Source organism: Micromonospora sp. NPDC048843 (assembly GCF_040649965.1).
GTDB lineage: Bacteria > Actinomycetota > Actinomycetes > Mycobacteriales > Micromonosporaceae > Micromonospora > Micromonospora hortensis.
The window spans coordinates 1-2,236 of sequence record NZ_JBEZGJ010000355.1 but is presented as its reverse complement, the minus strand read 5'-3'; the positions used below and the strand labels follow the sequence as shown (position 1 = coordinate 2,236).

The 2,236-nt window shown below is 69.3% G+C and carries 4 protein-coding genes; 2 read left to right on the top strand and 2 right to left on the bottom strand.

The genetic code is table 11. The annotated features are described in order from the left end of the window. Positions 1-153 precede the first annotated feature (153 nt). Together AB0C20_RS36035 and AB0C20_RS36030 are read right to left on the bottom strand one after the other, a co-directional pair. Entirely contained in the window at positions 154-471 is a 318-nt protein-coding gene (locus AB0C20_RS36035) for a helix-turn-helix transcriptional regulator (protein ID WP_357184389.1), read from the bottom strand. Next, entirely contained in the window at positions 468-833 is a 366-nt protein-coding gene (locus AB0C20_RS36030) for a type II toxin-antitoxin system RelE/ParE family toxin (protein ID WP_357256020.1), read from the bottom strand. The genes AB0C20_RS36035 and AB0C20_RS36030 overlap by 4 nt, the downstream gene beginning before the upstream one ends. Before the next feature lie 235 nt (positions 834-1,068). Between AB0C20_RS36030 and AB0C20_RS36025 the strand changes: the two genes are divergently transcribed. Both AB0C20_RS36025 and AB0C20_RS36020 read left to right on the top strand, forming a co-directional pair. Next, the gene (locus AB0C20_RS36025) at positions 1,069-1,221 is read left to right on the top strand and encodes a hypothetical protein (RefSeq protein WP_238683424.1); all 153 of its coding nucleotides are present in this window, start codon (positions 1,069-1,071) and stop codon (positions 1,219-1,221) included. Further along, positions 1,221-2,186 carry an N-acetylmuramoyl-L-alanine amidase gene (locus tag AB0C20_RS36020; protein WP_357569699.1) on the top strand — a complete coding sequence of 322 codons (966 nt, stop codon included), beginning with the start codon at positions 1,221-1,223 and terminating at the stop codon, positions 2,184-2,186. Before AB0C20_RS36025 ends, AB0C20_RS36020 begins: the two co-directional genes overlap by 1 nt. Positions 2,187-2,236: the final 50 nt, after the last annotated feature.

The window sequence follows — 2,236 nt, the reverse complement described above, 5'->3', positions numbered from 1 at the left end:
CGGTCGTTGGTGAACAGGTTCGTCCACCTGAGTCGCATGGGTACCTCGGCGAGCTGGCCGGTGACCAGTGGAACGAGGGGGACGTGTCCTGCTCGGTCGGGCACGGCACCGTTCGCGATTCGGTCGATGGCTGGTTTTGGCCAGGTGGGGTGGTTAGGCGATGGCGGCGATGTCGCCGTCGTCGAAGTAGATGGCTTGGTGGAGGCGCCCGCCGAGGGCGGCGGCGTAGCGGGCGACGATGTCTTGACCGGAGATCTTGCCCTGTTCGATTTGGGAGACGCGGCCCTTGGTGACGCTCATGCGGTCGGCGACCTGCTGCTGGGTTAGGCCACGGGCGCGGCGTACCTCGGCAAGACGGTGTCCGACCACGCTGGCGAGTAGTTCCTGCTTGCCCGTCTCGACGGCCTGTTCGCCGCCGGCGCGCTCGACGTGAGCGGCGCGGATGTCGCCCCAGCGTGCGTAGCTGCTCATGGCTGTCGGCCCTCCTCCTCGGCGCGTTCCTTCAGATAGATCTCGTAGCGTTGCTCGGCCAGGGGGATCGCTTCCGCGTACCACTGCTGCCATCGTCCGGCCTTGTCTCCGGCGACGAGCAGGATGCTGGAACGCCACGGGTCGAAGGCGAAGAGTATGCGTACGGTGCCGGGGCGCAGCTCTTTGAGGTTGGCGACCGACGAGCCGTGGATCGTGTCGACCAGCGGCCGGCCGAGCCCTGGGCCAGCTTCGGCGAGCAGGTCGATGGCTTGCACGACGCGGGCGTGGGTGAGTGGATCGAGGCTGTCGATCCACTCCTGCACTTCGCTGACGAGGTAGATCTCCCACTCGTCCGTAGCCATTCGTGAAGTATAGCGTCTGCTATACCCCGGGGGTGTGCGGCTGCACAGGTAGCCGCGCAGCGTGACGGCCGAGGAGATGCGCGACATCGACGCGCTCGGCGAGGTCTGAGTCGGCGATTTCCTTCAGTCAGCAACATGAGGATGAAGGGTATCGACATCGACGTTCGTGACGGTATAGCTTGCCCGTCATCACGTTCGTCGATCCGTTCGTACCCGCCGTCGCTGGAGGATCGCCATGGCCCGAACCCCGTCCATCCGTCTGCCTCGCCGTGGGGTGCTCGGCATCCCCGCCCTGGTGGTCGCCGCACTGACCGTCGTCGCCCGACCCGCCGCCGCGAGCGCCGCGCCGAAGGCCGAGTGCCTCGCCGACCTGCTTCAGGACGCCTGATGGCGACGATTCCCTGGCTGGTGGACGTGCTGCGCGCCGCCGGGGTCCAGGTAGTGGTCGAGGGGGACTGGCTCAACCGGATGCGGCCCGGCTCCTTCGACCCGATCGGGGTGCTCTGGCACCACACCGCCTCGACCTCCAGCGCCAGCAACCCGCACCCGGCGCTCGGCATCTGCATCAACGGCCGGTCCGACCTGCCGGGCCCGCTGTGCCAGGCGCTCGTCGACTACAACGGTGTCTTCCACGTCATCTCCGCCGGCCGGTGCAACCACGCCGGGGTCAGCGGCGGCAGCGGGCCGATCCCGGCCGGGGACGGCAACACCCTGATGATCGGGTGGGAGATCGACTACAACGGCGTCAACCAGGAGATGACAGCCGCGCAGTACAACGCGTCGCTCGCCGCCACGGCCGCCGTGCTCACCCGGCTCGGCCGGGACAGCAGCTACGCCCGGGGCCACCGGGAGACCAGCACCAGCGGCAAGATCGACCCGTCCTTCATCGACCTGAACGTCATGCGCGCCGACGTGGCGGCGCGAATGGCCGGTGGCGGCACCGCCTGGTCCTCGACTGTGGACAACACCACCAGCGGTCGGTTCACCGCCAGCGCCAACTGGGGCGTGTCGTCGTACTCCAGTCAGCGTTACGGCGCCGACTACCGCTACGCGGACCCGGTCGCCGCCAGCGACGTCGCGTGGTACCGGTTCAACGTCCCGGCCACCGCCAGCTACCGGGTCGAGGCCTGGTGGCCGGCGAACTCCGGCTACAACAGCGCGGCCCCGTACATCGTCGCCACCAGCGCCGGCAACCAGACCGTCCGGGTCGACCAGCGGGCCACCGGCGGGCAGTGGCGCGTCCTCGGCACGTTCACACTCCCGGCCGGTGACGCCAACCGGGTCGGCGTGAGCCGGTGGAGCAACACCACCGGCCTGGTCATCGCCGACGCCGTACGCCTCACCCGCGTCTGACCCTGATCCCCTGAGTGGTGGGGGGGGGGGGGCGCGCGGGGGCGCCCCCC

What these genes read in the sequence shown, in the direction of transcription:
- AB0C20_RS36035 (WP_357184389.1), bottom strand. Translation starts at nt 471, where the DNA reads ATGAGCAGCTACGCACGCTGGGGCGACATCCGCGCCGCTCACGTCGAG.
- AB0C20_RS36030 (WP_357256020.1), bottom strand. Translation starts at nt 833, where the DNA reads ATGGCTACGGACGAGTGGGAGATCTACCTCGTCAGCGAAGTGCAGGAG.
- AB0C20_RS36025 (WP_238683424.1), top strand. Translation starts at nt 1,069, where the DNA reads ATGGCCCGAACCCCGTCCATCCGTCTGCCTCGCCGTGGGGTGCTCGGC.
- AB0C20_RS36020 (WP_357569699.1), top strand. Translation starts at nt 1,221, where the DNA reads ATGGCGACGATTCCCTGGCTGGTGGACGTGCTGCGCGCCGCCGGGGTC.